Source organism: Pseudanabaena sp. Chao 1811, from assembly GCF_027942295.1.
Lineage (GTDB): Bacteria > Cyanobacteriota > Cyanobacteriia > Pseudanabaenales > Pseudanabaenaceae > Pseudanabaena.
The window spans coordinates 2185032-2211174 of sequence record NZ_CP101416.1 but is presented as its reverse complement, the minus strand read 5'-3'; the positions used below and the strand labels follow the sequence as shown (position 1 = coordinate 2211174).

At 42.1% G+C, this 26143-nt stretch carries 17 protein-coding genes and 3 pseudogenes; 11 read left to right on the top strand and 9 right to left on the bottom strand.

What is annotated here, in order from left to right; translation table 11 throughout:
* The first annotated feature begins 9 nt into the window (after window positions 1-9).
* Entirely contained in the window at window positions 10-1116 is a 1107-nt protein-coding gene (locus NMG48_RS10110; protein WP_271255094.1) for an iron-containing alcohol dehydrogenase family protein, read from the top strand.
* Between the two features lie 31 nt (window positions 1117-1147).
* On the opposite strand, the gene NMG48_RS10105 is transcribed toward NMG48_RS10110, so the two are convergent.
* The 3 genes and pseudogenes from NMG48_RS10105 to NMG48_RS10100 form a co-directional block, all read right to left on the bottom strand.
* The gene (locus NMG48_RS10105) at window positions 1148-1588 is read right to left on the bottom strand and encodes a SufE family protein (RefSeq protein WP_271255093.1); all 441 of its coding nucleotides are present in this window, start codon (window positions 1586-1588) and stop codon (window positions 1148-1150) included.
* A 140-nt stretch (window positions 1589-1728) separates the two neighbouring features.
* Window positions 1729-1899, bottom strand: a pseudogene (locus NMG48_RS21695) (type II toxin-antitoxin system VapC family toxin); the annotation flags it as partial.
* Window positions 1900-1930: 31 nt separating this feature from the next.
* A complete protein-coding gene (locus NMG48_RS10100; RefSeq protein ID WP_271255092.1) occupies window positions 1931-2179 on the bottom strand; it encodes a hypothetical protein in 249 nt (82 codons plus the stop codon).
* A gap of 168 nt (window positions 2180-2347) precedes the next feature.
* Between NMG48_RS10100 and NMG48_RS10095 the strand changes: the two genes are divergently transcribed.
* Together NMG48_RS10095 and mazF are read left to right on the top strand one after the other, a co-directional pair.
* On the top strand, window positions 2348-2590 hold the full coding sequence (locus tag NMG48_RS10095) for an AbrB/MazE/SpoVT family DNA-binding domain-containing protein (RefSeq protein ID WP_271255091.1): 243 nt from the start codon (window positions 2348-2350) through the stop codon (window positions 2588-2590).
* Window positions 2584-2919, top strand: coding sequence for an endoribonuclease MazF (gene mazF, locus NMG48_RS10090; protein WP_271255090.1), 336 nt, complete (start codon window positions 2584-2586; stop codon window positions 2917-2919). The genes NMG48_RS10095 and mazF overlap by 7 nt, the downstream gene beginning before the upstream one ends.
* A gap of 79 nt (window positions 2920-2998) precedes the next feature.
* Here the strand turns inward: mazF and NMG48_RS10085 are convergent, their stop codons facing one another.
* On the bottom strand, window positions 2999-4981 hold the full coding sequence (locus tag NMG48_RS10085; protein ID WP_271255089.1) for a DUF262 domain-containing protein: 1983 nt from the start codon (window positions 4979-4981) through the stop codon (window positions 2999-3001).
* Window positions 4982-5127: 146 nt separating this feature from the next.
* Here NMG48_RS10085 and NMG48_RS10080 point away from each other — a divergent pair, with 146 nt between their 5' ends.
* Complete coding sequence (locus tag NMG48_RS10080) at window positions 5128-5349, top strand: hypothetical protein (RefSeq protein ID WP_271255088.1); 222 nt, start codon at window positions 5128-5130, stop codon at window positions 5347-5349.
* Between the two features lie 79 nt (window positions 5350-5428).
* Here NMG48_RS10080 and NMG48_RS10075 read toward each other — a convergent pair whose 3' ends face one another.
* The 4 genes and pseudogenes from NMG48_RS10075 to NMG48_RS10060 all read right to left on the bottom strand — a co-directional run.
* Complete coding sequence (locus NMG48_RS10075) at window positions 5429-5764, bottom strand: type II toxin-antitoxin system PemK/MazF family toxin (RefSeq protein WP_271255087.1); 336 nt, start codon at window positions 5762-5764, stop codon at window positions 5429-5431.
* A 113-nt stretch (window positions 5765-5877) separates the two neighbouring features.
* Window positions 5878-6426, bottom strand: a pseudogene (locus NMG48_RS10070) (transposase); the annotation flags it as partial.
* Between the two features lie 29 nt (window positions 6427-6455).
* Window positions 6456-6824 (bottom strand): helix-turn-helix domain-containing protein, encoded by a 369-nt coding sequence (locus NMG48_RS10065; RefSeq protein WP_271251623.1) that lies wholly within the window; start codon window positions 6822-6824, stop codon window positions 6456-6458.
* A gap of 59 nt (window positions 6825-6883) precedes the next feature.
* Window positions 6884-7045: pseudogene (locus NMG48_RS10060) on the bottom strand (AbrB/MazE/SpoVT family DNA-binding domain-containing protein); the annotation flags it as partial.
* Between the two features lie 155 nt (window positions 7046-7200).
* Between NMG48_RS10060 and NMG48_RS10055 the strand changes: the two are divergent.
* From NMG48_RS10055 to NMG48_RS10030, 6 genes are all read left to right on the top strand, one after another.
* Window positions 7201-7515 (top strand): hypothetical protein, encoded by a 315-nt coding sequence (locus tag NMG48_RS10055; RefSeq protein ID WP_271255085.1) that lies wholly within the window; start codon window positions 7201-7203, stop codon window positions 7513-7515.
* Window positions 7516-7634: 119 nt separating this feature from the next.
* On the top strand, window positions 7635-8231 hold the full coding sequence (clpP, locus tag NMG48_RS10050; protein WP_126384272.1) for an ATP-dependent Clp endopeptidase proteolytic subunit ClpP: 597 nt from the start codon (window positions 7635-7637) through the stop codon (window positions 8229-8231).
* Window positions 8232-8597: 366 nt separating this feature from the next.
* The gene (gene glmM, locus NMG48_RS10045) at window positions 8598-9989 is read left to right on the top strand and encodes a phosphoglucosamine mutase (protein WP_271255084.1); all 1392 of its coding nucleotides are present in this window, start codon (window positions 8598-8600) and stop codon (window positions 9987-9989) included.
* Between the two features lie 80 nt (window positions 9990-10069).
* On the top strand, window positions 10070-13510 hold the full coding sequence (locus NMG48_RS10040) for a PAS domain-containing protein (protein WP_271255083.1): 3441 nt from the start codon (window positions 10070-10072) through the stop codon (window positions 13508-13510).
* A gap of 57 nt (window positions 13511-13567) precedes the next feature.
* Entirely contained in the window at window positions 13568-14002 is a 435-nt protein-coding gene (locus NMG48_RS10035) for a response regulator (RefSeq protein ID WP_126384280.1), read from the top strand.
* A gap of 657 nt (window positions 14003-14659) precedes the next feature.
* Window positions 14660-16999, top strand: a complete 2340-nt coding sequence (locus NMG48_RS10030; RefSeq protein WP_271255082.1) for an EAL domain-containing protein — start codon at window positions 14660-14662, stop codon at window positions 16997-16999.
* A 95-nt stretch (window positions 17000-17094) separates the two neighbouring features.
* On the opposite strand, the gene fabD is transcribed toward NMG48_RS10030, so the two are convergent.
* A complete protein-coding gene (gene fabD, locus NMG48_RS10025; RefSeq protein WP_271255081.1) occupies window positions 17095-17976 on the bottom strand; it encodes an ACP S-malonyltransferase in 882 nt (293 codons plus the stop codon).
* A 1058-nt stretch (window positions 17977-19034) separates the two neighbouring features.
* Between fabD and NMG48_RS10020 the strand changes: the two genes are divergently transcribed.
* Window positions 19035-25673: a PAS domain S-box protein gene (locus NMG48_RS10020; RefSeq protein WP_271255080.1), complete on the top strand. Its 6639-nt coding sequence runs from the start codon at window positions 19035-19037 to the stop codon at window positions 25671-25673.
* Window positions 25674-26143: the final 470 nt, after the last annotated feature.

Sequence of the window (26143 nt, the reverse complement as noted above, 5' to 3'; positions counted from 1 at the left end):
CTTAACCTGATGTCAGACACACTTACGGTGGAAGCATTACCGATTTTAGCGATCGCACCAGCCCAACTTTTACGGGGAAACGGGATTTTAGCGCAACTCCCGAAATATTTGTCACGCTATGGGAATAAAGCTCTAGTCATTGCTGGGGAAACCGCAGGTCAAGTTACTGCAAGCTATTTCCAAAATACCGATCGCGAAATTATCCATGCACCAGCGATCGCCGATTGCAGTGATGCAAATTTAGCAATGCTGCGTCGCCTCGTCCAGCAGGAAAATCCCCATGTGATTGTCGGTATTGGTGGTGGCAAAGTCCTTGATACTGCGAAATTAGTCGCCCATCAATGTCAGTTACCGATTGTCACCGTACCGACCACTGGTGCAACCTGTGCCGCATGGACAGCCCTTAGCAATGTCTATGATGCTCATGGAGCCTTTGATTATGACGTGACCCTCGATCGCTGTCCTGACATGATGTTTGTGGACTATGACGTAATCGCTACGGCTCCCAAGCGCACCCTCGTCTCAGGCATTGGCGATGCGATCGCCAAATGGTACGAGTCCTCCGTCAGTAGTGGCAGTAGCGAGAAAACGATGGTCATCGCCGCCGTACAAGAAGCAAGAATCCTGCGTGATATTTTGTTTCAAAAGTCTGCCGAAGCGATCGCTAACCCCAATAGTCAAGCATGGCGCGAAGTTGTCGATGCATCGGTATGTCTTGCGGGTGCGATCGGTGGGATCGGTGGCGCAAATTGTCGCACTGTCGCCGCCCATGCGGTTCACAATGCATTAACGCATCTGCATCAAACCCACGGCACATTGCATGGCGAAAAGGTTGCCTATGGCATTTTGGTGCAATTGCGTCTAGAGGAATTTCAAGGCAATCAACTCGCTGCTTCGTCGCGGCATCAATTGCTGAAGTTTTATCAAGAGATTGGCTTACCGACCACCCTTGCCGATCTCGGCTTAAGTCAAGTCACTCTTGCCGAATTAGAACATATTGCCGCGATCGCCTGTCAGCCCAATTCCGATATTCATCGCTTACCCTTCACTGTTTCCCCTAGCCAAGTTCTGGCGGCGATGGTTTCTACTACCAGTCCAATTACCGCCACCGTCTAAATAAAAAGCCTCGCAAAGCGAGGCTTTTTATTTAGCGAACACTGGGTAATTCAATTTCGATCGCCTGTTGTTGCATTTTTTTGAAGACGTTATAAAAGCCATTGGCGCGAGATGGCGTAAGGCTGGCGACTAAACCTGTGTCTTTAATAAAGTCGGGTGTGAGCAACTCAATTTCCTTTTGGGTTAAGCCGCCCATACAGACCGATAGCAAACCGACAAATCCTTTACTAATCAGCGCATCCGAGTCACCTGCAAATACGACTCGCTCGTTGGTATCTAATTTCGCTACCACATATACCTGTGATACACATCCCTGCACTTTGTTTTCAGGGGTTTTGAGAGTTTCGGGAAATGCTTCGAGTTTCTTCCCGTATAAAATCAGTTGCTCATAACGTAGCTTTGGATCGGAGAGCCTCTGAAATCGCTGGACAATGCGATCGATGGCTTCAGGTAAATGGGTCGGGCTTGACATTAGCTTTGGAAATATTTGGAAATGATTTTCAAGATTTAGACAGAAAATCTTAGAGCTATTCCAGTTTAAAGGATCTGATCGCATCTTGTGGGGCGATCACCTAAAATCTATCGTCACAAGTTAACAAGGCGATCGCCCAATTATCTATCCAGTTCAGGCATAATTACGGGAATTTCTTGATTGCGATTCTTTCTGTAAATTCTAAAATCACTATCTAGTGTTATAACTGAACTCTGAGTGTAAATTTCTGACATCCGCACTAGACAAGCATCTGCTATGGACATTGGTACAGATTGATAACGCCGCATTAAGGATTATTATCGAGAATGACACTTTTTGACATTATTTACCAAATCCTTCCATGTATTTGGGGTTATAAGATAAATCTTCGAGATTACTATCTAAACAACCGATAAAGTCTTTGGCAGCTTCAGCAAAAGAAATCTCTTTCTCCTCAGTTCTTATGTTTGTTTGGCTATCACTAGGTTTACTTACTTTGAATTCTAGGAACTCAATAAATCTAATCACTTCGTTATGTTGTTCGGCGGGTAAATTTTTGATTTTGGCGATCGCTATTTCTAAGGTGGTCATTTTATTTTTCTCACGCTTAAGTTATTCGTAGTTTAGCAAAACATCAGTAGCTAAGGCGATCGCCTAAAATCTATCATCACGAATTAGCAAGGCGATCCCTTCAAAGAAACCAAAGATCGTAAATTAAGCTAATGTAGATACAATATAGATACATTGACGGTGATTTTTATGACTGCCGCGATCGCGAAGTGGGGTAATAGTTTAGCTGTACGCATTCCGCAAGCTATAGCTGAACAGGTACAAATTCAGGCTGGAAGCGAAATCAATATTGAGATTATTGATGGCAAGATTGTTTTGACACCGCATCGACGTAAAAAATACACTCTAGATGAATTGCTGGATGGGATGACTTCCGAGCATCTCCATGCAGAAACTTCTACGGGTGTTTCTGTTGGGAATGAGGCATGGTAAAGCAATACATTCCAGATCGTGGTGATATTGTTTGGTTAGATTTCGATCCACAGGCTGGGCATGAACAATCTGGGCATCGTCCTGCTTTTGTGATTTCGCCGATCGCCTATAATCAAAGGTCAAATTTGGCTCTGCTTTGTCCGATTACTTCTAAAGTTAAGGGATGGAAGTTTGAGGTTCTACTCACGGATACTAAGACTAAGGGAGTGATTCTTGCGGATCAGATTAAGAGTTTGGATTGGCAAGCGAGAAGGATCGATTTTATTGAGAAGGCTTCTGTAAGTATTATTGATGAAGTTATCGGCAAAATTGAGGCGTTATTAACCTAGTGTCAAATTTGGGGGGTAATCAAGGCGATCGCCTATATCCTTCATCACGAATTAGCAAGGCGATCACTAAATATACAAATCATGATTTCACTGTGTCAACATACCAATCTTGAAGAGAAAGCTCAGCGATTTCTATTGAACGTAAACACAAACTATAAATATATTTAGCTGACAAGTTAGTTTCAATAAATATACCGTTTTTTAATTTTCGAGTACTACGAAAACTTTTTTCATCAGCCCCTACTAGTCTAGGAAACTGTTCCATAATCTTTTTGAAATGCTCTGGCTCAATTTCAGCAATATTATTTAAAGTAATCTCTAAAACATCCCGCCAACTTTTTACTGAATATTCTTCTCCAAGCATGAACAATAATTTAGGAACTTTTCCAGTTAATACATTAGGTTCAATTGTTCCTACAGATTCATCCCCAAAATAGCTCCAAATTTCAATGATACGATTTGCTAAGTAATCGGCTCTAGTTTCAATAGTTTCTCTTTTCCATACATCACATTTCTCAAAATACTTATTTAGTTCAAGATGACTTTTCTTGTATTCATTTCTTTTAGTAATAAAATCAGAATTAGAAAGCTCAGAATTATAAGCTGTCAGAGTTAGATTTCCCAATGAATGAAGAAATAAATCATGTGTAATTGACCAATCTTCGCCCAGATGGTCTTTCCACCAGTTATTCAAGGTTTGGGGCATTATATGTTCTATTGAGACTTTACTAAGATCTACTTGTTCTTTATGTTGAAATGATTCTTCAAGAGATTCTAATATTAATTTAGCCTTTTCAGTTCGATTACTTCCATACAATTTAACATCTAGCAATCTTTCCTTAAATGAACTATCTTTTGGATAATCTTTAGACTGAAGAATGATTTTGAGGCGTTCAACAAATGAACCAGAAGTAACATTAGGATCTTTGATGATTTGAGAATATAGCAGGGCAAAAATTCTGTTCAGTCCTCTTGTTTGAACATCACAAACAAAACGCCGCAAAATAAAGTTTTCAAGTGTTTGGAAAACAGATATGAATTCATCTTCAGAAATTTTATTTTGTATCCATTCTTCATAGCAATTTAATAGAAACGGATAAACGGTTGCAACTTCTAAACGATCAATACGCTTTAAATATTTACGAATTTTTGGGTTGTTTTCTAGTTCTGGATTTAGTAGTCGTGAATAGTAGTCTGCAAATTTATGTAAGTCCTGAAGATGTGGTAGTGCATCATCTTGTTTGATTTTCTCTTTAATTTGTAAATAAATCTCATTTTGCTTGACATCTATGGTGTCCTTAGTGAGGTAATGTCGAATAAATTCAGTTAAGCCTGCGCCTAAAAGCGTTTCCATTGGTTGCCAATATTGCTTATAGATGGATTCTTGATTATCTGAATGAATTCGCATAAAAAAGTAATTGCGAATTAAATCTGCTTGAGTTAAAGCCCGCCCTTTGGCGTTGAGGCTCTCAAAAACAAGATAAGGGTCGTCTTCGGTACTAAGGACTACACTAACAATTGAGAGATTGTTACAAATTATCTTATGGATTTTATAGATATCCGCAAGATTCTGTCTGATTTTTCTTAAGAAGAAGTTATAGCATTCTTGTATTTCAGATGAATTGACTTCAGATTCTGCTCTAATTAACTTATGAAAGACCTCACGATCTATCTGTGTTGGTTGCAATTTATAATAATCCAGCCCCTTTTTGTAAGGATTAACCAAGATCGTATTATTGATTTCTGCAACTAGTTCTTCATCTTTCGTTTCTTTTGCGCGATCGCGAATAGCGCACAATAAGATAAAAATAGTTGTCAGACGTTGCTGACCGTCAATTAATAAGTATTTACTTACACCTTCAGGAATTGAAGTTGTGGGTATTGTGACTATAGAACCCATAAAGTGAGTGCGGGGATTGTCAGACTCACTAAGTTCGATAAGATCGTCCCATAGCATTTGCCATTCAGACTTTTTCCAGCTATAAGGACGCTGAAACAAAGGTACAACATATTGTTTTGTGCCTTCGATAATTTGTTGTAGTTTTGTTTCAGATGCTTGCATTACTCAGTTATCCCCAATGTTGTTTAAGGTTTAGATGTTACAGATTATAATCCTAATAATTCTAGCAAATTTTGAGAGATAAGATTTTTTCGATTTTACAAAATACAGCAAATTCCGAACCGATATTTCATCATTAGAGAGAAACAATGAAAATGATATCTATTCAAGTAGATGAAAACATTGCTAGAGAGTACAGCAAAATAACTCCTGAGCAACGAAAGAGAATTGAATACTTATTTACTCTATTAGTACAACAAGAGCTAAAAACAATATCACTTATGCAAAGCATGGATGCTCTTGCAGATGAAGCCTCACGTAATGGACTAACCCCTGAAATATTAGAATCAATTCTTGCTGATGATAAATAATTCCCTTCTGTATCAGATTATTTGAGCTTGTAGTGAATAGGCGATCGCACCTTCGACATCATTAGCGATCGCGAAATTACTAGGGACTAAATAGAGTAACAATCCTAGCCAAAACATCATCAACGATCGCATCTGGCACACTCTCCAACTTTCGAGCCTTACGAGCAGATAAGTCAATAGGACGGGGTTGATCGCAACGAAATACACCTTTAGTGCGAGTTCTAGCATCATCCAGAGAAACAGCAAAACCTGCGGTTCTTGCAAAACTTCCACCCGATGTAATTGGAACCACGATCGGAACTTTGGTTAAAGCATTGAATTTCTCAGGAGAGACAATCAGAACTGGTCTAGAGCCTTGTTGCTCATGTCCTTCCGTTGGATCAAGCGAAACAAGATAAATATCACCACGTTTCACAGTTCATTCCCCACAGGTTCGACATCTAGCCAAATACGATCATCTTCCGTTATCGGCGCATTCGGATTGCACTGTGCTAAAAGCTCATCCAGTGAATACAGTCCATTGAGGGATTAAGTAGTACAGTAACAACACTTAGTAAACCAATTTTTGAAGAAATCTTTTTCTAACAAGTAAGGGAAAACGTTGATTAAATGCTGAAGTAGTTTTTGAGAATGAGGTCTAAGCAATCTAATAAAATATTTGAGAACCGACCACATCATCTCAATTGGATTAAAATCAGGAGAATAGGTGGGTAAGTACAAAATCTTAGCACCTGTCGCTGTAATTGCTTTTGCGACCCCCTCAACTTTATGGCAGTTGAGGTTATCCATGATGATCCTATGCTCAGGACGTAATTTAGGTACTAGGTCATCTTGGACAAAGGTGAGAAAATCTGCTCCTTTCATAGAACCCTGAATCGTTTTCAGGCAAACAATCCCATCAACTGAAATAGCGCCAATTATTGTGTATTTCTGACCTTTGTAAAAGGGACGAAGACTGAATACTCTTTTGCCACATTCACTTCTTGCCACAGAGCGTTCCATCCCCTGCCATACTCCCGTTTCATCAATACAAATCAGATCTTCAGCTTTCACTTCATTCAATGCTTCCCAAAATTCACATCTTTGCTGTTGTACTGCCTCACTTTTTACCTTTTCATGGCGATAGGTCTTTTTTTTAGAGTGATGTTATGCCTCTGGAAAAATCGGCACATGCTGCCTGTGGTCACTGATACTCCTGTTTGTTCTGCTACTTCTTCACAGTACTGCCATAGTGTCCAATCTGGATGCTCTGAGACAATTTCGAGGATTTTCTCCTGATGCGCTTCGAGGGGACTTTTGATTGGACTACCTAATGGTTTGTGGTTTAGTTCTCCTGTCTCTCGGTATTGATTCAGTAGTTTTTGCACTGTTTTCGTCGCGACTTGAAATTGCTTCGCTACTTCCCGAATCGATGTATTTCCTGCTTCGTAGTTTGCTACGATCTTTTCTCTGAGATCTAGTGAGTAAGGTGCCATTTTTTACTCTCTTTTGGGTTTTGCTATCCTAGCTTATCTTGTACTACTCTTTCCCTCAATAGGCTGTATTGTGGTTTTAGTTGAGGTTCAATAATCAGTCTGCCATTATCAACCGCAACCCCCACAGTTGTACCTGATTGTAGGTTCAAAATTTCGAGAACGGCGGGAGGAATCGCTAACATGATCGAGCCACCGACTTTACGGAGATTTGTGGTGTGCATAACTTCTTTATTAGTTATATTTAAATATAACATTAGCAAAAAACTCAAGCGTCATTACCGCAAAAAATAACTTGAACCTTTTGGCTAGGGGCAAATGTCTAAATCAGCGTAAATCGTTAAACATTCGATTCAAGGCGATCGCCAAAGGTAACATTATGAAAAGCTTGATTCTGCCAATTCTTGCCATTACTTCAGTAGTTAGCACCTTCAGCCTAGTTAATCCCAGTTCCGCCTCCGCAGGCACAATCTATAATCGCGAAGTTAATCAACAGGAACGCATTTATAAAGGCGTGCAACAAGGCACAATCAGCCAGCGCGAATACCTAAATCTAGAAAGACGTGAGGCACGTATCGAAGCCCAACGTCGCAATTATCTCAAGGATGGACATTTGAGCAGTCAAGAAGCCGCCCGTCTCACTCGCGAACAAAATCGCGTTTCTAAGGCAATTTATCGCGATCGCCATAATTAACCAAAAGATGGCGCGAAGCGCCATCTTTTGGTTAGCGGGGTGAAATCCGAATAGAGAGAGAGGTTCTCGGTGTTTACATATCAGTACAATAGACTGAGAGTAAACCGTAAAGATTAATTATGATCCCAACCGTAATCGAACAGTCTGGTCGTGGCGAAAGAGCCTTTGATATTTTTTCGCGCCTGCTGCGGGAGCGGATCGTATTTTTGGGGCAACAGGTTGACGACAGCATTGCCAACATCATTGTTGCTCAGTTGCTTTTCCTCGAAGCCGACGATCCCGAAAAAGATATTTTCTTGTATATCAACTCCCCTGGGGGATCTGTGACCGCAGGTATGGCAATTTACGATACGATGCAGCACATTCGCCCTGATGTTTCGACCATTTGTGTCGGTCTGGCGGCAAGTATGGGGGCTTTCTTGCTCACTGGTGGCGCAAAGGGCAAGAGACTATCTTTGCCCCATACCCGTATCATGATTCACCAACCTCTTGGCGGCGCACAGGGGCAAGCCACAGATATCGAAATCCAAGCTAAGGAAATCCTGTATCACAAGAATCGTCTGAATGAGTTGATGGCTTTCCATACTGGTCAGCCCATCGATCGCATTGCTGAGGATACCGATCGCGATTTCTTCATGGCTCCCGATGAGGCAAAGGCTTACGGATTGATCGATGAAGTGGTTAATCAACGCCCAAAGTTTGAAGTTGCAGCATAGTTTTTTATAAGAAGGCTCACGATGTGAGCCTTCTTGTTTATTGCTATTGACTTTCATGGCAACTTGATTAGAAATATATAGGTCATTAATTTCTATCAAGTTGCCTCGTGCAACTAATGTTACGTGGAACCCTCATCCCCCAACCCCTTCTCCCGCAGGAGAAGGGGAGCAAAGCCCATATTATTTTCTTGTTCCCCTCTCCTGCGGGAGAGGGGCTAGGGGTGAGGGCTTTACAACCTTCCACGTAACATTAGTTGCAGGTTGAATTGGATAAAAGGTCATCAAAATTTTCTAGCAGGTTGGCTCCTACGGAGCCAACCTCCTCAGAGTTCATCAAAATACTGTCTGGTGTGTGGAGTTTAGGTTATGAAATTGTTTGGTACGGATGGCATTCGTGGACATGTCGGTAGTTTTTTGACAGCCCCATTAGCCCTAGAAGTGGGGATTAGTGCGGGTAAAATTTTAAAAGAGCGAGTGGAATTGGAGCGCGATCGCCTTAATGCTTCAGTAAAGGTAGCAAAGGTAATTGCGATCGGGCAAGATTCTCGGACATCGGGCGATATGCTATCGGCAGCAATTTCCGCAGGTTTGACGGCAGCAGGTTGGGATGTGTGGCATATAGGGCTATGTCCTACGCCTGCGGTTGCTTATCTCACTGCCAACTCCCCCGAAATCTTTGGCGGCGTAATGATTTCCGCTAGCCATAACCCCCCCGAAGACAATGGCATTAAGTTCTTTGGCGACAATGGCACAAAGCTTTGTAGCGAAACGCAACAGGCGATCGAAGCTTTGCTCGAATCCAGACTTCACGCCGATCTTGTTAATTCCTCTACGGATTGGGGCAAGTATCACGAGAAAGCTCATCTAATTTCTGACTATCAAGATTCTCTGCAAAACTCGATCGCGACAGACTTACAAGGCATCAAAGTCGTCCTCGATCTGGCTCATGGCTCGGCTACTCGCGTTTCCCTAGAGGTATTTCGTAACTTGGGCGCAGAGGTGATTTGCCTCCACCAAGAACCCGATGGCGATCGCATTAATGTTAATTGCGGCTCCACCCATCTCGAACCCCTCCGCGCCGCCGTGAAAGAACATGGCGCAGATATGGGCTTTGCCTTTGATGGCGATGCCGATCGCGTCTTGGCTGTGGATAGTAATGGGCGTGTTGTTGATGGCGATTACATCCTGTATCTCTGGGGTCAGGAGCTAATGGAAAAAAATCAACTGCCCGACAGTGCGATCGTCACGACAGTGATGGCAAATCTCGGCTTTGAAAGAGCATGGCAAAAACTAGGCGGTAACTTAGTGCGTACTGCCGTGGGCGATCAATATGTCCATGCCGAAATGGTGCGATCGGGCGCAATGCTCGGTGGCGAACAGTCGGGTCATGTGCTATGTCGTCACTACGCCGTGAGTGGTGATGGTTTACTTGCCGCTTTGCATCTGGCGGCTCTTGCAAAGCAAAAAGCACCTCTTGCTGAATTAATGGATCAAAGTTTCCATCCCTATCCCCAATTGCTCAAAAATGTGCGCGTCGAGGATCGGGAATTGCGCCGCAATTGGCAAACCTGTGACGCGCTCGTTCAGGCGATCGCTTTAGCAGAACAGGACTTAGGCGATCGCGGTAGAGTCTTAGTCCGTGCTTCAGGTACAGAGCCATTAATGCGGGTCATGGTGGAAGCTGAAACTCTTGATCTGGCGACCCATTGGACAAATAGCCTCACGGGACTAATAGAAAAACAACTAGTCAAGGTTTAAAGATATGGGGAGCTAAGGCTCCCTATTTTTTTAGACATGTTACCTATAATAAATATAGCCGTTGCCGCTTGAGTTCAGATATGAGTCACGTCCAAGCATTCATCCATCCGTCTGAAAGTTGGGGAAATCAGATCATGGATAACCTTGACGCGATGATTTGGTCACTGGCTCTGCCCGATCTCACTCCCATTTATTTCAATGCAACTGCTGTCCAAATTTATCAATGCGATCGCGAAGAATTACTTGCCAATTCGCAGCTTTGGTTAGAGGCGATCGCTATTGAAGATCAGCCCAAAATGCAGGAGGCGATCGCCCAAGCTCAAACATCAGGCTCATCGCATCTCAGTTATCAGTTGCAAATGCCCAACGGCAAAAGATGCGGGTTTTCGGTACGTTGGAAAATCTTTAAAGATGACTCAGGCTTGCCTATTCGCCTTGATGCGATCGCCACTGAAATTAGTGATCAGTATAAAGTCGAGAGTAAAAAGCATCAGGAAATAGAAATTATTTTGGAGGGGGAAAGTCGTTACTATGACCTTATTCAAAGACAAACTGACTTAATTTTGCGTTCACTACCTGACACTACGATCATCTTTGCGAATGAAGCTATTTGTAACATATTGGGATGTGGCTTAGATCAAGTTTTAGGTCAGAAATGGATTGATTTTGCTGATCCCAATGACTTACAAAGAGTCCTAACCAATATAGATTTGCTCAGTCCAGATCAAGCCAGTTTTATTGCTGTCAATCGTGACCGTCGTGCTGATGGTCAAATCGGCTGGACACAATGGATTAATCAAGGGATTTTTAATGCTCAGGGTAAACTGGTTGAAATTCAGTCAGTGGGGCGAGATATCACGGAACTCAAACAATCAGAACTATCCCTGCAACAACTTAATCTCGAACTAGAGAAACGAATTGAACAAAGTAGTATTGATTTACTCCAAAGCGAAGCCCGAAATCTAGCGATTCTTCATGCCTTGCCCGATCTATTACTCTTGCTCAAGCCCGATGGCACTTGTCTACAGTGCATCATGCCTTCATCTCAAAACAAGTCTAAATATTTACCAATCCAACATCACATCTCAGAAGTATTAGAGCCAGAGGATCTCCAAACTCAGTTAAAGATATATGAAACTGCGATCGCTACAGGAGAAGTACAAATCTATGAACATCAGTTAACGAAATTTGGCAAAACTGTCTATGAAGAAGTACGAATTGCTCCCTATTGTGAAAATGAACTCTTAGTAATTGTGCGTGACATTACCGATCGCAAACAAACTGAACAAGAGCTTCAAAATGTCACCGATCGTCTCACCCTTGCCTTAAAATCTGCATCCATTGGCATTTGGGAATGGAATATTGCCAACAATTGTCTAATTTGGGATGAACGCACCTATGAACTCTATGGCGTAAACCCCGATCATGAGCCTGATGCCTATTTAGCATGGGCGAGTCGCGTTCATCCGAGCGATCGCCAATTTGCTGAGAACGAGGTACAGCTAGCTTTAAGTGGCGCAAAAGACTACGAACCCGAATTTCGGATCGTGCTACAGGATGGCAGTATTCGCTATATCAAAGCCTATGCGACTGTCCAACGTAATGATGAGGGTATACCCCAACGGATGCTCGGAATCAACTTTGATATTACCAATCGCAAGTTAGCCGAAGCACAGTTAATCAAAACCGATACCCATCTCAAAACGGCTCAGCGGATCGGGAAGTTAGGTAGTTGGGAATTTGAAGTCAGTACAGGGGTTCTCACTTGGTCAGAAGAAGTATTTCGGATTTATGGACTAGAGCCTAATACAGTGCCGCCCAGTTATGAAGAACTTCAGCAATATATCCATCCAGATGACTGGGAACATTTTCATCATACAGTCCAAACAGCCATCAATCATCAGAAAGCCTACGACCTAGAACATCGCATCATTCAACCTAACGGCAGATTAGTCTACATATTAGCCAAGGGAGAAATGGTGTATGACAACTCAGGACAATTAACTCACATCATCGGCACTGCTATTGATATTACCGATAGCAAAATTGCTGAGCAAAATCTCCAAAATCTCACCGATCGCTTAACGCTCGCCTTAAAATCAGCAGCGATTGGCATTTGGGAATGGGATGTCCCTAACAATATTCTCCTCTGGGATGAACGGATGTATGAACTTTATGGAGTTGTCCCCGACAAATCTACTAATACTTATTTAACTTGGGCAAATTGTCTGCATCCAAGCGATCAAGCAAGCGCTGAATCCGCAATCCAACTAGCCTTCCAAGGGGCAAAAGATTTCGATATCGAGTTTCGGATTATACTCCCTGACGATAGCATCCGCCATATTAAAGCCTATGCCCTAATTCAGAGAAATAGAGAAGGAAAACCAAAGAAGATGATTGGCATCAACTTTGACATCACTGCTCGCAAGTTAGCAGAAGCAGAATTAAAGCGTAGTCACGATTTGCGTGAAGCTATTTTTAACGAATCTACGGATGCCCTATTTCTAGTCGATCCTCACACATTAGTAACTACTGACTGCAATCTTCCTGCTGTCCATTTGTTTGAAGCTTCGGACAAATCAGAACTAATGGGAATCGAAGGGCATATCCTACAAGAATATCAATTTTCTTCAGCAGAACTGGAGCAAATTAATTTAGAACTGTCAACCAAAGGTTTTTGGAGTCAAGAAATTGTCTATATCAGTCTCAAAGGTCACCGCTTTTGGGGTAATCTCGCAGTTAAGCAAATTATCGTGGCTGGTCAAACTATCAACCTAGTCAGAGTTACAGACATTAGCGCTCAAAAGCAATCTGAAGCTAAAATCTTGCAAACATCAAGACAACTAGAAAATACCAATCGAGAATTAGAATCCTTTTGTTACTCTGTCTCCCATGATCTCCGAGCGCCATTACGTCATATCAATGGATTTGCAAATGCATTACAACAGCATCTAAAAAGACAGGAGTTGTTAAATGACCCCAAAATTACGCATTACTTGCAGGTAATTGATAGCAGTAGTCAAAAAATGGGGAATTTAATCGATGGGTTGCTGATTTTGTCTCGCTACGGAAGAAAGCCATTAGAGTCCAAACCAATATCAATTCGTGAACTAGTTGATGAGGCGATCGAGATTGTTCGCAGCGATCCTAACCATAATTCCCTCGTGGAGTTTATGATCGGGGACTTACCCAATACCGTTGGCGATCCGACACTTTTGCAGCAGGTTTTTCGCAATCTCATCGGCAATGCTATCAAATTTAGCCGCAATCAACCCCAACCTCGGATCGAGATTGATAGTCTACCAGATCAGACAATTAGAATTAAAGATAATGGCGTAGGTTTTCAAATGGAATATGCGGATAAACTTTTTGGAGTTTTTCAAAGGTTACATAACGAAAAAGACTTTGAAGGAACAGGAATCGGCTTAGCGATCGTTCAACGCATTATCCAACGTCATGGTGGCTCCATTTGGGCAGAAGGATATCCTAATCAAGGCGCAACCTTTTTTATCAAACTTTAATCAAACTTTAGATTGTGCATTGTTGAAATGTTTTAGAAAATATCACAGGCTATGTATATGGAACCAACTCAAATTCTACTAGTTGAAGATGATCCTAATGATGTCGAGCTAATTCAATTAGCTTTAGATAGTTATAACTTTGTTAATAAAATTGATATCGCCTCAGATGGTGAACAAGCAATTCATTATCTATTTGGACGCGATGGTAATCCTCCCATTCAACCATTGCCAAAACTAGTACTTTTAGATTTAAAGCTACCAAAGATTGATGGTATTCAGGTATTAGAGATGATTCGGAGTTCTCCCCGTACCCATAATCTTGTAGTTGTGGTGATGACTTCCTCTGCGGAAAATCGTGATTTAAAAGCTTGTTACGATTTAGGAGTTAATAGCTACATTGTCAAGCCTTTAGACTTCCAGCAATTTGTGGAGATGTCGCGCCAAGTAGGATTTTACTGGATGATGCTCAATCAGTTACCATCCAGCACTTAGAGTTCTCCGATTTGATAAAGAGCCAGATTTTTGGTTTATGTACCTCTTTGAGATAGGAGGCAAAACTGACGTTTAATTAACGTCAGTTTGAGTTAAGCGAGAAATGGTAAGAATCGCTAAGCGATTCTTACATTTACGCTATGCAAGGCACGGCGTAAATGACAATATCGAACTGACGTTAATTACAAAAGCCAAAAAATGTAGTAAACGTGCAGGTTAAATCATAGCTTTTGAGTTTTTATATTTAATTCGTTCAGGCACTTATTCTTTTTAGATATACTTGAAGTCAGGCATCAATACTTAATGCTTCATTAATAGCAATTTTCAGATCTATAGCATTTTCCAGTCTATCGAAGGCTAGATTTGTGTTCCTCTATCGGTAGGAATACAAGTTTTATAATTCATGCACTGGGAAAGTACGCGATGAGATAATGAATATCTGGGTAAAATAGGAGGTGTCAGCCTTCTTGTCTGTAACTCCCAAGATTACGCACTGCTATAAATATTTAAGATCTAACTTAGCTATAGCAGTTTTCAAAGGGGTATACAGTCATTTGGAAACAAAAAATCAATTGCAGTAAGGCTTTTGAGTTTTTGTTTTGTCTAAGGCGAGACAAAAATTTCAAAGCTCTAAACTTGTGTCTTTGTCTGTAAACCATGAGCAATGTGATATCAGAGTTTGGAGAATTTGCGGGGTCAACCGAACAACGATCACAGCGATCGCTGCATATTTTGATGATTGAAGATGTTGAGGCGGATGTGGAGTTAATCTTACTGACGCTCGAATCAGCAAATATATCTTTCACCTATGATGTAACAGCGACCCTAGTTGAGTGCCAGAAATATTTGCACAGTGCAACCTACGATGTTGTACTTTCGGATTACCGATTACCTAGTTTTAACGGATTACAGGCTTTTAAATTACTCAAAGCATCAGGTCAAGATATTCCTTTTATCTTAATTACGGGGAGCTTAGGGGAAGAGGCAGCAGTAGAATGTATCAAGGCAGGAATGACTGATTATGTTCTCAAGGATCGGTTGTTTCGGTTGCCCAGTGTGCTAGAACGCGCCTTGCAAGAATTTACACTGCGCCGTCAACAAAAAGAAGCGATCGCCAAAATTGAACAGCAAGCATGGCGGGAAACCATCATTAATCGTATTGTCCAAGCGATGCGGGAAACTTTGGTTTTAGAGGATGTCTTGCAAACAACGGCAAATCTCTTACATGAGGCTCTACAAGCCACCTATTGCTTGATCCTTCAGCCAAATAGCGACCAACAAATACTTGTAAGTTATGTGAATAATGAAAACAATGATCCCAATAATAATAATAAGAAGATGCTGGGACTACCATGCGACTTTTTCACCAATTATCATGCCGACTTAATAAGGGGAAAGCAGATTGCAATCCATCAAATCAATGAGATTGTAAAGGAAGAAGTTCGCCAAATTGCTAATAACTCTGGTGTGCAATCATTTGTACTGACACCACTGTTTTATCAACAAGTTTATTTTGGGGGCATTAGTATTTATCAAAATGATCGCGAACGTATTTGGACAGATAACGAACTATCTCTAGTTAAAGAAATCGCCGATCAATGTGCGATCGCCATTCATCAATCAGAACTTTATCAAAATGCACAATCTGAACTGATGGAGCGCAAAAGGATGGAAGAGCAACTTCGCCATGATGCGTTTCATGATGTGTTAACAGGTTTGCCAAATCGAGCCTTATTCCTCGATCGCCTTAGTCATGCTTTACAACTATTACAAAGGCGATCGCATCTCAATTCCGAAGGTCTTACCGATAAGTTTGCAGTTCTCTTCTTAGATTTAGATCGGTTTAAGGTGATCAATGATAGCCTCGGACATTTAGCAGGCGATCAGTTGCTCAAGGTTGTGGCAAATCGCTTAATTGACTGCTTGAGGGGTGGTGATACGGTAGCGCGGCTAGGCGGTGATGAGTTTGTGATGTTGCTGGAAGACATTCAAGAGCTTGATAATGTCATTGAAGTTGTCCATAGAATTCAGGATGCTTTAAAGGTTCCAATATCCTTGGATGGTAATGAAGTATTTATAAGTACTAGTATTGGTATTGCGCTCAGTTCCAGTGAATACACCCAACCTGATCAACTACTGCGTGATGCAGACACCGCAATGTATCAGGCAAAGGAACAGGGTAGGGAGCGGTATGAAATCTTTAATCCCGCAATGCACAAAGAAGCGCTCAAAAAGCTCCGCTTAGAGAATGAGTTGCGAAGAGCAATTGAACGACAAGAGCTACGAGTATATTACCAACCAATTATTTGTCTGAAATCATCACAGATACTAGGGTTTGAAGCTCTTGTGCGTTGGCAACATCCTGAGGATGGTTTGATTTCACCTGCGGAATTTATTCCCCTTGCGGAGGATATCGGACTCATTGGGGCGATCGACTTTTGGGTATTGCAAGAGGCTTGCACCCAACTACACAAGTGGCAAGCTCAGTTTCCTCTAGCAAAAACTATGACAATCAATGTTAACTTATCTGGGAAGCACTTCACTAAGCCAGATTTGATTCGTAAAATAGAACAAATACTAGAAAGTAGCAATCTAGATAGCTCTCATTTAAAGATAGAAGTTACGGAAAGTATCTTAATTGAAAAAACTTCCTTAGCGACACAAATTTTAAGCGATCTCAATGCCAGAAATATTCAAGTTTGTATTGATGATTTTGGGACAGGCTATTCTTCGTTAAGCTATTTGCATCGTTTTCCCATCCATACTCTCAAAATTGATCGTTCATTTATTACAAGTCTTAAAAATGAGTCTGAACATTGTGAAATCGTCAAAGCGATTATTATTTTAGGGATCAATCTGGGGTTAAATGTGATTGCCGAGGGGGTAGAGACGGCGGAACAGTTAGACTTTTTGGAGATAAATAATTGCCATGCTTGTCAGGGATATTATCTATTTAAGCCTTTAGAAGCAGAGGAGATCGCAGCTTTATTACGATAAAGGGAGCGCTAGCGCTCCCTTTATTGGATGGTTGTACCGCCCGCGTAGCAGGCGGTACAACCATCTGGGTTTGGTTTATAGCTATGCTGAGCTACTTAAAAGGCGATCGCCTTTTCTAGAGTACTAATGTTTACTAGGGCTAAGCTTGGTGCAGTACGCTTGACTAGTCCTGTCAAAACCTTGCCTGTACCAACTTCGATCGCTTGTTCATAGCCTTGCTCAGCGAGATACAAACATACTTCGCGCCAACGCACGGGGGAGGTCATCTGTTGAGTGAGGAGAGCGCGCAGAGCCTGTCCTGATGTCGTAGCACCATTTGGCTCAACATTAGAAATCACAGGGATTTCCGCATCATTAAAGATTGTCCGTTCGAGAATTGTCGCAAACTTCGCCGATGCCTCTGCCATGAGGGGGGAATGAAACGCCCCACTCACAGCTAGAGGGATCGCCCGCTTCGTTTTTACCTGTGCCACAATCGATTTGACAGCAGCTTCTGTTCCTGAAATGACGACTTGATCGGCGCTATTGTCATTGGCAAGAATGACATTTTCGGTTTGGGCGATCGCTGTTTCTAATTGTGTGCGATCAAAACCAATCAAAGCGGTCATTGCCCCACCGCTTGCCTCTGACATCAGTAGCGATCGCTGTTTGACTAATTCTAAACCTGTGGCAAAGTCCACCACACCCGCCGCATAGAGCGCACTATATTCACCCAAGCTATGCCCTGTTACGGCATCGGGTTTTGCTCCTTTAGCTTTTAGGACATCGGCAAGAATTGCGGATATTACATACAAACTAGGCTGAGTAAATTGCGTTTTAGAAAGTTCGGCGGCATCAGTTTGCGACTTTTCTAAAATTGACCAACCAAGAATTTGCTCTGCCTTAGCAAATTTATCCTTGCCCACTTCCGCTAGATCTAAGCCCATGCCTACAGCTTGCGATCCCTGTCCGGGAAATATCCATACATTTTTTGTCATTTTTTATCAGTATTTTTTTAGTAATGATCTGAGAGTTAGGATTGGCAGCACCAAGCGCCGCTGATCACCTTTGTTAAAAATCAGTTAGTTATTGATCTTCGCATATATTTAACATTGGCAGGAGGAATTGTCGGTGAAGTGCTTACACCATCTTGGTTGTGGCGAAATTCTCCCTTACCAAATTTCATCAAATCATCCTAAAAACAATTTATGCATGAAGAAGCCATATCAACGTCAGTTCGAGTTAAGCTGACAAATTTGGGGCTTTGAGAGAGGGGTTGCGTAGCAACCCCTCTCTCAAAGCCCGTTTCAAATTATCCCGCACTCGCGTTTACTTAGAGCTTTTCAAACAAGCGAGTTACAGAGATTTGTTTCCCCGCCAAAGGAGGGAAAACAGCCCCCTACTTCACTAACCAAGAAAACGCTATCAGTGCAGCTTAATCTAATGCACATTGATCTAATTAAATTGATAAAATATTTACAAGGTTAAGAATATTCTTAGTAGCAAATTTTAAGAATTGCCTAGGCTATTTTAAAAATTTGCATCCTAATACACAAAACCTACACATCTCTCTAGAGCATCTTTTCCAAAGACAGTCCTCGTTTTTGAGCAAAAGGCAATCTATATAAAAGTGTGTATATAAGTAGAGTGTAGATAGGGGGGTGGGAAAATAATTATTTGTAACATCTGTATTGTTAGCAATTATCACGATGTGTAGCCTAGCAACCGTCAATTAAAGATCCAAAAAAATCTCAAAACCTGCTGAGATTGATTTCAATCTTGCAAGTTAGTATGTACTACTAATTTGTAAGCTCTTATACCTAAATATTGGTATAGAGGCAAATCATAAAAGCAATAATTTGGGTGATTTTTAGATCGTGTTTGAGAAGTTTTTACCCCCTCTAACTCCCCTTACAAAGGGATTTGAGTTTCTTCCCTTGATAAGGGGAGGATTAAGGGGTGTAAAAGCAGAAATTTATGCTAAATAGGGTACTTCTCAAACACACTCTTACCGTGAACATCTTGTGAACATCTAAGTATCTATTGGGAAGTATTTGTGAACATATCGCCACTCACAGTATCTGAATTGAAATCGGCAATTGTGCGTGATCCTTTAGTGGTTCAGCCTGATTTGATGGTCATCGATGCGATCGCCGAAATGACTAGGGAGCGATCGCACTGCCACACATCCTTTAGTACTGCTCATATTGATGAGCATCTTACAGAAGTCAGATCCAGTTGTGTATTGGTGGTCGAAGACGACAAGTTCATTGGCATTTTGACCGAACGCGATATCGTTCGCCTTAGTGGTCAGCAAATCCCCCTTGATCAATTAAGGATTCGCGATGTGATGGTGCATCCAGTCGTCAGCCTCCGCGAATCGAACTTCACCGATGTTTTATTAACGATTAATTTACTTCAGCAGCACCATATTCGACATCTGCCCATCGTCGATGAACAAGATCGTCTTGTGGGACTGATCACCCATGAAAGTTTACGGCAAAGCTTCAAACCGATGAACTTGCTGCGGTTACGGCCAGTTGCCGATGTCATGACTAGTAATGTGATTTGTGCTGCACCCCATAGCTCAATGCTAGAGATCGCGCAACAGATGACCAAATACAAGGTTAGCTGCATCATGCTTGTGGAGCCATTGAACGCTCCTTCTGGCGGAAAATCTTTGCAGTGTCCTGTGGGTATGGTAACTGAGCGAGATCTCGTACAATTTCAATCCTTGGGATTAAGCCTCAAAGATTGCACCGCAGCATCGGTGATGAGTACGCCTGTTTTTGCGATCGCGCCAGATGCTTCTCTAAGGTCTGTACAAGAGATGATGGAGCAACAATTTATTCGTCGCTTAGCAGTCACAGGTCAACAGGGGGAGCTATTGGGAATTATTACCCAAAGCAATTTATTACAGGCTCTTAATCCCCTAGAGCTTTATCACCTAGCTGAGATTTTAGAAACCAAAGTATCACGGTTAGAGACAGAAAAGATCCTATTACTAGAAAACCGCAATGTTGAGCTAGAGCAACAGGTAGAAGTCCGCACCCAATCCTTAATCGCCAAGGTGACAAGGGAAAAGATGGTCACCCAAATTGCCGATCGCATTCGGCGCTCCCTCAATCTCCAAGAAATCTTGGATACCTGTGTAGCGGATCTAAGGGAATTTATCCAGTGCGATCGCCTATTGGTGTATCAGTTTCAGCCTGACTGGAGTGGCATCATTCTCGCAGAATCAGTGGAGGATGGAGTGATTGCTTCGTTAGGCAATCAGATTAATGATTTTTGTTTTCATGCGCGAGCGATCGCTTTATATCAACAAAATGAACCTATTGTCGTAAATAATATCTACGCCGTCGGCTATAGCTCCTGCCATATCGAACAGTTAGAGAGATATCAGGTTAAGGCAAATCTTGTTGTTCCCATCAACTTATCGGGTCAATTATGGGGATTATTGATCGCCCATCAATGCAATGACTATCGCCATTGGCAAACAGATGAGGCAAAACTTTTGCAGGATATCTCGATCCAACTAGCGATCGCGATTCAGCAATCCCTTGCCTATCAACAAGTCCAGCATCAATTAGCGGAACTGACCACATGGCGCAATCGTTACGAAGCCGCCGAACGAGCAAGTGGTCAAATGCTCTATGAATATGATTTTGTGAATGATGCTATCGTTTGGGGCGCAAATGCTGAGCTAATTACGGGTTATCCCCCTGCGTCCATGCCCAATACTTTTAGTGATTGGCTAGCGTTAATTCATCCTGAAGATCAAGTCAGTTTTCAGCAACTAGTTGAGCCATCCTTTACTAACAAAACACCATTTTTGGGGCAATATCGGATCAGACATCAAGCAGGGCATTACATTTGGGTAGAAGATCGTAATCAGTGGTTGATGAATGGTGAAGGCGAAGGGATAGGCTTAATTGGAATGATCGCGGATATTAGCGATCGCAAGCAAGCAGAAGAGGCTCTAAAAGCAAGTGAAGCTCATCAACGCGCCTTAATTGAGGCAATACCTGATCTATTTATGCGCGCTAATCGCGAAGGTATCTATTTAGAATTTGCCAGTATTCCCAATCAGCATCGAATTGTGGGTGATTTAGCTGATATGCGAGGGACGCATGTATCAGAGACGCTACCACCTGAATTGGCTCAAAAACGTATGGAGTTTGTAGAGCGAGCATTGCAAACCCAGTCATTGCAGACCTATGAGCAGGATCTTTCAACGGAAGAGAATATTCACGTTGAAGAGGTGCGTGTCGTTCCCTATAACGAAAATGAAGTACTCTTAATTGCTCGCGACATTAGCGATCGCAAGATCAATGAGCTAAAACTTGCCAAGAGTGAAGCCCATTTACAAAAAATTGCCACAACTGTCCCGGGGATGCTCTATACCTTAGTGCAAAATCCTGATGGATCTGTGGAGTTCACTTACATTAGTCCCCCCGCAGCAGAAATCTTAGAAATTGATATTGCTGAAGCCTTGGCTGATTCTAGTCTTCTCCTTAACCAAATACATCCTGATGACTTAGCTGGTTATATTGCAGCAGGCGAACAAAGTCTCGCTAATATGCAAAATTTTCAGCATGAATGGCGGATTATCACCCCATCAGGAAAAATAAAATGGTTACAAGCTAACGCCCAAATTGAAAGATTAGAGAATCAACAAGTTAATTGGGTGGGAATCGTCTTAGATGTGACTGAACGCAAACAAGCCGAAAATGATCTAAAGCGGACTACTCAACTCTTTAGAGAAGCTCAGCGTATTGCCCATTTCGGTAATTGGGAACATAATTTAATTGAGAATACCCTCTATTGGTCGGACGAGGTTTTTCGGATCTTTGAGATTGATCCACAGCAAGTTACTTTATCCTATGAAGTATTTCTCAATGCGGTGCATCCTGACGATCTCGAATGGGTAGATGCTGGCTATACAAAATCACTAAGCAATCGCACTCCCTACAACGTCATCCATCGCCTGTTGATGCCCGATGGCAGAATTAAATATATACAGGCTCAATGCGAAACCCTGTATGCCAAAGATGGTATCCCGCTCCGAGCGCAAGGGACAGTAATAGACATCACTAGTCTGAAGATGGCGGAATTAGAACTAGAAAGGATCAATACTGAGCTAGAGGAGCGAGTCAACCGATTAGTCCAAGAACGCGAAACTCGCTATCGCACCCTCATGGATGGAGCCAGCGATGCGATTATATTGGCGGATCTACAGGGGTATATCTTAGAGTGCAATAGTAAGTCAGAAGAGCTATTGGGCTATAGCCGTGATGAGCTTGCCACCATGCACTTTAGCCAACTACATCCTCCAGAGGATTTACCTGATATCATCATTGCCTTTGAGCGGTTCGCTAAGCAAGAGATCGCTCAGGTATTTGATGTCAATTTCCTGAGTAAGAATGGAGAAGTCATTCCCGTTGATATTTCTGCTTCAGTAATCGAATTTGATGGCAAGCCAATCGCTCAAGGAATTTTCCGTGATATTCGCGATCGCAAAAAGATCGAACAAGCTTTACGCCAGAGTGAAGAACGTTTCCGTCGGATGTTTGACTCTAATGCGGTCGGTATGATCTTTGCTGATTTCCAAGGACATATTATCGATACGAATGATCGTTTCTTAGATATGATTGGATACTCTAGACAAGATCTGGAGTCTGGAGCAATTGATTGGATGGCGATGACACCAGAAGAATATCTGGCTAAAGATTATGAGTGCATGGAGCAGTTAACTAAATATGGTGAAGTCACCCCTTGGGAAAAGGAATATTACCGTAAAGATGGTAGTCGAATTGCAATTTTAATTGGGGCTGCATTGTTACAAGGCAGCAATAATGAAGCTATCTGCGTAATTATTGATATTAGCGATCGCAAGCAAACCGAAGATCAACTACGCAAACTCTCTCATCGGCTCAATCTATCTTTACAGGCTGGAGCGATCGGTTCTTGGGAATGGAGCTTAGGAAACGAAGTAGTTTGGGATCAGCGTAGCTATGAAATTCATGGCTTACAAAATCTAGATCGTCCTGCTACATATCAGGATTGGTTTACAATGCTACATCCTGATGATATTTCATTAATTAACCAAAGACTTCAGGAAGTAGTCGTAGGCAAACAGCAAGTCGATATGGAATTTCGGATTCATCGACCTGATGGGGCATTGCGCTGGATTAGGTCGATGGCGTTAGGACAATTTGATGCCCAAGGTCAGCTTGTCAAAATGACAGGTATTAATCAAGACATTACCGAGCGCAAGCTAATAGAAGAGCAACTCCAACAGCAGGCAAAGCAAAAACAACTGCTTTTGACGATTACCCAATCAATTCGCCAATCTCTTGATATTGATGACATTCTCCATACAGCCGTAACTGAGGTAAGACAGCTATTAGAAGTAGATCGTGTTGCTATCTATCGCTTTCAGTCCGATTGGAGTGGTGAATTTATTATCGAATCTAGAGCTAATGGTTGGGTAGAACTAGTTAGTGATGATGTTAACAAGATTTGGGAAGATACCTATCTCCAAGAAACCCACGGTGGTCGCTTCCGTAATCATGAAACCATGACGGTTAATGACATTTATCAAGCTGACTTACAACTCTGCCACATCGACCTCTTAGAACAATTTCAAGCCAGAGCCTATGTGATCACTCCAATTTTTGTGGGTGATAGCCTGTGGGGACTATTTGCGATGTACCACAATAACGCCCCCCATGAATGGACAATATGGGAAATTGACTTATTAGAACAAATTGCTAATCAATTAGCGATCGCTATCTATCAAGCCAATCTCTATCAACAAGTCCAAACAGAACTAAAGATCCGTCAACAAGCTGAAGCTGCCATTGCCCAACAACTCAACCAACAACGTACCTTAGGAGCAATTACTCAACGCATTCGCGAATCCCTCGATATCAATGAAATCCTTGCAACCGTGACCCAACAGGTCAAAAATGTCTTGCAATGCGATCGCGTGATTGTCTTCCGTCTCTATCACGATGGGCGCAGTCAAATTGTGGAAGAAAGAGTATCCAGTGAATTTGCCAGTCTCAAAAATCAGCATTGGGAAGATGAAGTTTGGTCTCAAGAAATCCTCGATTGCTACTGGCAAGGTCAGCCTCGCATTGTCCCTGATGTGATGAATGATATCTGGACAGATTGCTTAGTGGACTATTCCCGCGAAGGTCAGATCCAGTCGAAAATCGTCGCCCCCATCCTACAGGAGCTACATGAGCAAGAAAATCATCGCTGGGTTGATACTTCCCAAGACAATAAACTTTGGGGGGTTTTAGTTGTCCATGCTTGCCAAGAAAAAAGGGTATGGCAGGATGCAGAAGCACAAGTACTCCAACAAATCGCCAACCAATTAGCGATCGCCATCCAACAAGCAAGCCTATTTGAGCAAGTCCAACGCGAATTAAGCGATCGGCAAAAAGCTCAACAACAACTAACGCGCACCAATCAACAATTAGCCCTCTCCAACGAAGAACTAGCCCGTGCGACCCGACTCAAAGACGAATTTCTCGCTAATATGAGCCATGAACTACGGACACCTCTCAATGCAATTTTAGGCATTACCGAAGGCTTAGTTGAGGAAGTCTTCGGAATACTCAATGATCAACAAAAAAGTGTCCTGCACACAATTGAACGAAGTGGCAACCATTTACTAGAACTAATTAATGACATCCTCGACCTTGCCAAAATCGAATCAGGGAAAGTCATCCTAGAGGTTGCCTCAACAAATATTCATCAGCTTTGCCAGTCCAGTGTGGTATTTGTCACCCAACAGGCAATCCAAAAACAAATACAACTAAATCTAAATCTTGCCTCCACAATCCCTGACCTGATGATCGACGAGCGACGGATTCGCCAAGTGTTAATTAATCTGCTCAACAATGCCGTAAAATTTACTCAATCAGGAGGACGCATTAACCTAGATGTATCCCTAGAGTCCAATGCTAACCCCAATATTAGTGATGACAGTAATGACAATGTTAATTACTGGGTAACCTTTACTGTAACGGATACAGGAATCGGTATTACTCCTGAAAATCTCAAAAAACTATTCCAGCCTTTTATCCAAGTTGATAGCGCCCTCAATCGCAAGTATGAAGGTACTGGCTTAGGTCTCGCCCTAGTCAAACGCATCGTCGAATTACATGGTGGTTATGTTTACGCATCTAGTGAGTTTGGTGTTGGTAGTCGCTTTACGATTGCTCTGCCCTGTAACTCCGATCACCTACCGCCCAGCTTTACGGAATTAACTAACACATCCATAGAATCTATGACCCTTTCTGTGAACAACGAAGATAAGATCGCTCCTCCTCTAATTTTACTAGCAGAAGATAACGAAGCCAATATCATCACCATTTCTAGCTATTTGCAAGCAAAGGGCTATCGACTGATCATCGCCAAAGATGGAAAGGAGTCAGTTGATTTAGTCATATCCGAACAGCCCGATCTCGTACTGATGGATATTCAAATGCCTGGTATGGACGGGATTGAAGCTATCAAACAGATTCGTAGCAAGAATTTCATAGATTTACCGATTATTGCGGTGACAGCTCTTGCGATGACAGGCGATCGCGAAAGGTGTATAGAGGCAGGAGCTAATGACTACCTAAGTAAGCCGATTAAGCTCAAACAACTCGCCGCCACAATTCAACAATTTTTATAATCATAGGAATAACTAAATTGCTTCTATATTGCTTCTATAGTTGGTTATTAATAACTGATGTTATGTGGAACTAGGATCGCCCCTCATCCCCCAACCCCTTCTCCCGCAGGAGAAGGGGAGAAAAACCCATATTTTGTCTTGTTCCCCTCTCCTGCGGGAGAGGGGCTAGGGGTGAGGGCTTTAGAAAACTTCCACGTAACACTAGTTATTAATAACTGATGTTACGTGGAAGTTTCTAAAGTAGGGGCGGTTTTAGTTGATAATTCTTGTGCTAACGCAAGATCTATATGCAAAACCCGCCCCTACTGTACACACGATTACCTTATGGAGCGATGGTTCTGTATTAATTAGGCAGTAAGTACAAATTTCTACAACTTTACATACATCTCTCCATTTATAGTTGATCCAAGAGTTATACGAATATAGAACGTTCAATTTATTCGGATTATTATCTTTAGTAACTTCTCTTT